Raw genomic sequence first — 7,239 nt, 5'->3', positions numbered from 1 at the left:
ATCACCGCGCGCCGGCGGCGTCAATCATCCCGACCGCGCTATCCAGAGCATTCCGCGCAAGTCAAGCCCGGGCACCGGTGATCCTATCGTGACGCTCACTGAGAAACGAGCTGTGCATCGGGCCGAGTCTTGCACCTCCCAGAATCGAGCCGGTCAGCGAAACTGGCAACAGCTCGCAGCAACAGCTAAGTTCGATCTGTTGGGAAAGATAAAATAAGTGTGCTTCTTTTCTCGTTTCCGGGAAATGGAACCGCTCTTTGAAGGAACTCAGCTAGGGTGTGGATCTCTGATGCTCTGATGTCGCGGTGCTAGCTGCAGCGGCCAACCAAGCGTCACCTGCACGATTTGTGAGAACAATAAGTTCTGCGTCAGGACCTTCTGGACGTAGGAACCTCTCTAGATCTGCAGTTACACAGGGGCGGAGCGTCTGATCGTCTCCGCGTGCGGAGCTTCACCAAAGAAGCATTGTGCTGAGCTAATTTCAAATTTGGTTCGGACGCAAAACCCTTGGTAAACTTGGCTTTTGTAGGCCCCCGGACCGTCAGTTGCGTTCTGTAGCCGTTTCAGCACGAGCTTGGACAAGAACCGCCATATTACCAGGCTTGTGCTGGTTTCTCCACATCTTCATATGAGCGTGCGGAAGATGCTCCCAATTGAATGCTTCCGACATGCAAGGCTTAATGCGCTTCTCCACAACGAGGCGGTTTGCTTTCCACACTTGATACGGATTAGCGAAATGGCTGCCCTGGATCCGCTTTTGTCGCATCCAGATGAACCGCGCATCCATCGTAAAGTTGTATCCTGAGGTCCCCCCACAGAACACGACCATCCCGCCGCGCTTTGCAACATAGCAACTAACTGGAAATGTCGACTCTCCTGGATGCTCGAAGACGATGTCTACATCGACGCCGTTTCCAGTAATCTGCCAAATGGCTTTACCGAAGCGGCGCACCTCGTTCATGTAATCACGATAGCTGGGCTCATCGATTTCAGGAAGCCGGCCCCAGCACCCGAACTCTTTGCGATTGATCACGCCCTTTGCGCCCAATGACATCACATAATCGGTTTTGGAATCGTCCGATAGGACGCCTATCGCGTTCGCTCCGGTAACCGCGACAAGCTGGACTGCCATTGAACCAAGTCCGCCAGCTGCGCCCCAGACCAGAACATTGTTACCGGGCCGAACCTCATGGGGTGGATGACCAAATAGCATTCTGTACGCGGGGGCAAGCGTTCCAGTATAGCAAGCGCTTTCCGCCCAGCTTAGATGCTTTGGGCGGGGTAGTATTTGGCGCGACTGAACGCTCGCGAATTGCGCAAATGAGCCGTTGGGGGTTTCATAACCCCAAATCCTCTGTGAAGGCGACAACATGGGATCGCCGCCATTGCACTGGACGTCGTCTCCGTCGTCCTGGTGGGAATGAAGAACGACTTCGTCACCTACCTTCCATTGCTTCACTCGATCGCCGACCGCCCAGATGATCCCGGCGGCTTCCCCTCCACAGATGTGGTAGGAGTGGCGGTGAATGTCTAGTGGAGAGACTGGTTTGCCGAGAGAGGCCCAGATTGAATTGTAACCGATCCCCGTAGCCATAATCATGATGAGCGCCTCCTCAGGACCGATGGAGGGGGTGTCAACTACCTCTACCCGCATTGCAGTATCGGGATGCCCATGGCGCTCCTTGCGTATTACCCATGCATGCATCCGCCCTGGTACGTGGCCCAATGGCGGTATTTCACCTATGAGGTACAGGTCCTTCGCAGAAGCTGCCCCGGACGAGGCGTGAAATTGAACTTGACCGGTTCCGACCATGTGTCTCCTCAACCTCATTGAAAGAATCGACGCTCGGACAGATCTGGTTTCTAACGTTTAGCTGGCGCGCGGCGTAAAACGAAAAAGCAGCTGTCCGGGCACGTAAAATATTTCATCAATCCCCAGCATCTCGCGGTCGTGAAGCTTGGCATGTCGTTGGCCTACAGTAGCTCTCGAGCTCCAGGAAAGTTAGATGTTAACTTCGGACGTCACCGAAACCAGCCTGTTCGATCTGCTGATTGTTGGCACAAATGCCCGCTTAGCATCACATACTCACGTTGGTAGTTGACCACGGTATGCGGCTTATCGGCACAAGTACCGTCATGCTCTGAAGGACCGCATCACCGAATAGGTCACAACCCACCTGTCCATTGATCGAAGCCTTCATCTGCTCGGAGTACCGTAGAGATGGCTTTGTCAGGAAAAGAAGCGGCCGATGGAAGGGGCGCGGCGGGATTGACTACCAATAAGCACGCTTCCCGATTAGCAAACGATCCCTACGGCCCGCGATGAGCTCGGCGATGATCCCGTTCGGGCACGCTGACGAAAACGCCGGGATGAGCCGCATTTCAGTACGTCAACTGGAGGCGAGATAATCCATTCTCCCGCCGTCTACCACCAGCATTTGGGCCGTGAGCCAACCCGCGTCGGGAGATGCCAAGAACATTACGGCATTCGCAATGTCCTCCGGCTCCCCAATGCGGCCCATGATGGTCCGCTCCCGAATTCGCTTCTCGACAATCTCCCACTCCGTGCTGCTGAGCCGACCTTGCGTCATATCGGTGCGGATAAAGCCAGGCGCGACTGCGTTCACGGTGATCCCGTAGCCGCCCAGTTCCATTGCGAATCGTCGGGTAAGGATCATCGCTTCTGCTTTGCTGGCAGCATAAAATGCGTTCCCATGCAGTGTAGAGCCGATCGCGGCGATGGAAGTGAGGTTGATTATCCGGCCATAGCCACGTGCGCGCATGCTTGTCATTGCGGCGCGTGTTGTATGAATAAGGCCGTCTGCATTGACCCTGCGCATATACTCAAACTTATTGTAGTCGAACGTGTCGAGAGTTGCCTGATACAGCACTCCCGCGTTGTTAACGAGGATCGTTATCGGACCGAGCTGCGTCTCTGCCTGCGCGATCATCGCGCGAACGGATGGTGCATCCGCCACATCCAGGCCCAATACCAAGGCACGGCTGCCAGCAGCCTGAATCTCGGCCGCAACTTGTCCGGCCGCCTCGGCGCGCCCCCTATATGTCACACAAACGGCAGCGCCGCGCTCCGCCAACAAGAGCGCGATTGCTCGCCCTATGCCTCTGGAACCGCCTGTGACGACAGCCACCTGATCTGACCACATATCCGTATTCCCTAGTTTCGCCGGGTTTCGTCCGGGGTTTTTCGTGGAGAATAAGCTGATCTCCTAACTCGGCGCCTGTTCCGGCTTTGCGCCAGCTCCCTAACGACACCTTGCGAATGCTGGGGTATCCGCTCTGCAGCCTAGCGTTTAGATGTTAGCTCGACCCTTTAGCCTACAAACCAGCTTATCCCGTGCCCGACAAATGCGTGGGGCGTCAACTGCCGTATATGGTAGCGTCGAATAACGAGCCATCGCAATAACGACATGCTTTGGCTCTGCGTGGCGCTCCGCGGCGGCTCCTTAGCGAGTGTGTCCCTCCGGCTGGATGAGCATCCGTCTCATGGCCTCGCAGACAAGGCGTATCGATTGATCCAAGTTTGCGGTCGCGCATGGTCTTCATCTCATTGCGCAAAGCGCATGTGAGCCGCCTCACCGGCTCTCAGACCTGTGTAGAAAACAGGGCGGCAACAGATCGTCAAATGATGTCTTTGCGGCAACGCACTTGCCCGCGATCAGAGTCAGGAACGGCATACCATTGAAGATCCTGTCTCGCGCGTGGATATATGTCGCTCGGCTCGACGCAAGGTGACGCGCAGTGAAAACGCCGTCAGCTCGCTTGCATGGCCTACACCGTCGCCGGGCCGCCGGCAAAGAACCTTCGAGGATTGTCTTCCAAAATAGACACTATGTCCTGCTGACCGACACCGCGTGCCCGTATCATAGGAATGAAGTCGGTGAACATATAGGTGTGCGCTTGATAGAGACCCTTCGACTTCAGGTGTTCGACCTTAGCCGTATATTCGGGGGTGGCATGAAAGCTAAATTTTCCGAGTCTAGCGCAGAATCGATCCATGCTCATGATCATTTGGGCAACGAAGCCGTCGCGCACGAGCTTCACCAGATTGTCGGCGCGCGTCTCATCACTTAGATGATAGAACATCCCGATTTGATCGAACCCAATGTAAGAGCCAGCATCGACGATACGCCGGTGGTAAGCGGGATCCGGGTTGCAACAGCTGTGGCCGATGAGACACCGATGAAGGGCAACCCCGGCCTGCGCGAAGAGCTGCTGCTGCTCCGGTCCAGCACATCCGCGCGTCGTGTGGGTGATAATTGGAACACCCGTTGCCTTGTGTGCGATGCAGGCGGCAGAGACGAATTTCGCCTCTTGTGCTGTGATGCTTGGCGCGCCGGTAGAAACCTTGATCGCGCCTGCCTTCACACCAGTGTCCCCGATCCCTTTGGTGATCTCGCTGATGTAAAGCTCAGCAATTTCATCGACGCTGCGTGCGCGCCAATAGCTCGGAAGGCCCATCTCCTCATAGTAAAATCCAGTGGTGCAGACGATCTGCATCCCTGATCGTTCAGAAATCTCCTTGATCAGGGTGGCGTCACGACCGAGTTCAATTGGGCAGGGGTCGACGAAAGTATGCACACCATACTCGAGGCGTAATGCTATCAATCGCTGGACTGCATCTTTGATAAGGACGGTGCGGTCGAATTTTGCCCGAGGATCGTAGGATGCTCCGGGAAAGGCGATGAACAAGTGTTCGTGCATCAGTGTGCGACCAAGGCGCTCCGTTGGGATTGGTCCTGTCACGGTTTGCACGATCATGCGCTGCTTTTCCTCGTAACGTCTTGCTGCACAGAAGTTGAGCGTAACTAGCCAGAAGACCCCACATACCCCGCGAGATCATGCAAGCAGCCTTTTATCCTTTCGGGCGAAAGCGTGCCTCAGGCGGTCCAGCGAATTGCATCAGGCCATTTGATGCCGATCGTGTCAGCCGCGTGCCACCAATACAACTATTCTTTCTTGTAGTTACAATGTGTCCGCTTTGTCTCGGATCGCAAGAGGAAAGCGCGACAGAAGGCGGTGTGCCGCTCGTTCGCTATTCGGCGCAAAGTGTGCCGGGGAGTTGCTATACGCGTGATTTCTCGATGCGGTCGAAGCCAACACAGCATTGTCAGACTAGTTTGCGGTGCGTTCCAATCCCGGAAGAGTTGGGACAACATTAGAGCTGGAGTAGTTCGGATGACGTGCCCAGCACTCTCTCACAACAAAGGTATCCAGCTGGCAAGACTACCTCTCACCATCAGTTAGGACGCGATCGTGCGTGATCCGGAGTACCAAATAGTGGGCCTCATGATTGGCAAGTCCGTCCTGGGGAACGTTCTGCGTTGATGCGGTCGCCGGTACAAAAACAGTGAAGGGGAATCAAAAACCTAGTCGATCTAGTAGCTGCCAAGTCGCCCAGACAGTGGCAAATCCAATATTCCGCGTCGCGGATTTGCAGGCTTGTGAATCGCCTGGGTTGGAGGAGAGGACACATGTTGGGACAATTCCAAAATAGGCAAGATATGACTCGCCGCTTTCCCAGTGGAGCGAGGCGATTCCGCAATACACCCTATATGATCAGCGAAAGCCGCGGATACTTCGACGCGGCCCACGCAGCTGGTCTCATGGGCATACACGGACGTTCTACGACCGGGCGCTCCTTTGCTTTGGGTGCAGGGCCGCCCGACGGGAGACAGCGGATAGTCGACTTTGTGCGCTGCTCGTACCTGGGGCTCGACAACCATCCGGCTGTGGTCGCGGGCGCCATTGAGGCCATCGAAGCCCATCATTCGTTGCACTGGTCATGTGCTCGCACTCGCCTCAATTTCGATCTTCTTGGACAGCTTGAGGAGAACCTGTCGCAGATGTTCGACGCCCGGGTAATTGCCTTTTCGACGGTTATGCTCGCCAACCTCGGCATGATGCCCCTCCTCGCATCGGGCCAGCTAACAGCTGGAAAGAGGCCGGTCGTTGTGTTTGATCGGAAAGCCCACATATCGCTGGCCTATCACAAACCGGTTGTGGCTGACGAAACGCAGGTAGAAACTATCGCTCACAATGATATCGGGGCGCTCGAGGCTATTTGCCGGGAGCATCCGGTTGTTGCTTATCTATGCGATGGCGTTTACTCGATGGGAGGGAACGCACCCATACAGGAGCTGCGCCATCTTCAAGATCGGTATGGGCTCTTCCTGTATATCGACGATGCACATGGGATCTCCCTGTTCGGCCGCAATGGGGAAGGCTTCGCTCGCTCTCAATTTCCTAAAGATCTCGGTGACCGGACGATCATAGCAGCCTCTTTGGGAAAGGGCTTCGGCGCGTCGGGCGGTATGTTAATGCTCGGAACCCACGAACAGGAAGCGTTGTTTCGGCGGTATGCAATCCCCTATGCTTTCTCGGCGGCTCCCAATCTCGCGGCGGTTGGGGCTGCACTTGGGTCCTGCAAGATCCATCTCTCCGCAGAGCTGAAGGATCGACGAGCCCGCCTTGCCGAACGCATCGAACTGTTTGACCTTAAATGTGCCACCAGCGAGAGAGGTAGTTCGCTCCCAATCAGAATGATCACGACAGGATCGGAAACGAATGCAATTGCAACAGCTAGAGAACTTCTAGACGTGGGTTTCTATACCTCGGTTACATTTTTCCCGACGGTCGAGCGAAGTCGAGCGGGGATTCGTGTGTGCATAACGGCCGCTCACGAGGCGCACGAAATAGAACGGCTCTGCGACTGCATTTTGCGAGCAGAAGCGCTGAATGAAGGAGGAGCCTGACTAGCCCTTACAGTACCGATAACGACAAATTACTTGGTCGAGATGTAGGTCCAGAGTAAAGCAAACTGCGAGTTGCGGCACTCAATGCTCACCATCAGAGTTCTTTGTGATTGCAATTTTGAGATCTTGACCAGAAAGGACCCACCTGGGCCGGTTCAGTCGCCAAACCAGGCTCCTCGCTCGGCACTCAGCATCACCTGCGCGGTGACCACATCCTTCGTACGCATCCGGTCAGCACCCCGGGCAGGCGCGCCGGTCAGCCGTGGCGCTCAGGCGGCAGCCGATCTGGACTGTTGGGTCGCCTTCCAATTCCACGGGAGCAGGTCGGCGACTTTGTTGACGGGGTGATCTGGAAGCCTGGCCAACACATCCGCGAGCCAAGCTTGTGGATCAACGTCGTTCATCTTGCAGGTCTCGATCAGGGTATAGACGGCGGCGGCGCGATGACCGCCGGCGTCTGAACCGG

General features: G+C 55.8%; 6 protein-coding genes. 2 read left to right on the top strand and 4 right to left on the bottom strand.

Annotated features, from left to right (window positions below; genetic code table 11):
- A partial coding sequence (locus tag IVA91_RS01860; RefSeq protein WP_247458294.1) for a hypothetical protein occupies positions 1–217 on the top strand: 217 nt, incomplete at its 5' end.
- A 324-nt stretch (positions 218–541) separates the two neighbouring features.
- Here IVA91_RS01860 and ccrA read toward each other — a convergent pair.
- From ccrA to IVA91_RS01845, 3 genes are all read right to left on the bottom strand, one after another.
- On the bottom strand, positions 542–1,813 hold the full coding sequence (gene ccrA, locus IVA91_RS01855; RefSeq protein ID WP_247458292.1) for a crotonyl-CoA carboxylase/reductase: 1,272 nt from the start codon (positions 1,811–1,813) through the stop codon (positions 542–544).
- 577 nt (positions 1,814–2,390) lie between these two features.
- The gene (locus tag IVA91_RS01850; RefSeq protein ID WP_247458290.1) at positions 2,391–3,164 is read right to left on the bottom strand and encodes a glucose 1-dehydrogenase; all 774 of its coding nucleotides are present in this window, start codon (positions 3,162–3,164) and stop codon (positions 2,391–2,393) included.
- 625 nt (positions 3,165–3,789) lie between these two features.
- The gene (locus IVA91_RS01845; protein ID WP_247458289.1) at positions 3,790–4,779 is read right to left on the bottom strand and encodes a hypothetical protein; all 990 of its coding nucleotides are present in this window, start codon (positions 4,777–4,779) and stop codon (positions 3,790–3,792) included.
- Positions 4,780–5,522: 743 nt separating this feature from the next.
- On the opposite strand from IVA91_RS01845, the gene IVA91_RS01840 reads away from it, so the two are divergent.
- Positions 5,523–6,773 (top strand): aminotransferase class I/II-fold pyridoxal phosphate-dependent enzyme, encoded by a 1,251-nt coding sequence (locus tag IVA91_RS01840; RefSeq protein WP_247458296.1) that lies wholly within the window; start codon positions 5,523–5,525, stop codon positions 6,771–6,773.
- Positions 6,774–7,042: 269 nt separating this feature from the next.
- Here the strand turns inward: IVA91_RS01840 and IVA91_RS01835 are convergent.
- On the bottom strand, positions 7,043–7,239 hold a 197-nt coding region (locus IVA91_RS01835), incomplete at its 5' end, for a transposase domain-containing protein (protein ID WP_247458287.1).

This window comes from Bradyrhizobium sp. 153 (assembly GCF_023073835.1).
Taxonomy (GTDB): domain Bacteria; phylum Pseudomonadota; class Alphaproteobacteria; order Rhizobiales; family Xanthobacteraceae; genus Bradyrhizobium.
Note: the sequence above shows the minus strand (reverse complement) of the source record. Positions and strands in the feature narration are given on the sequence as shown.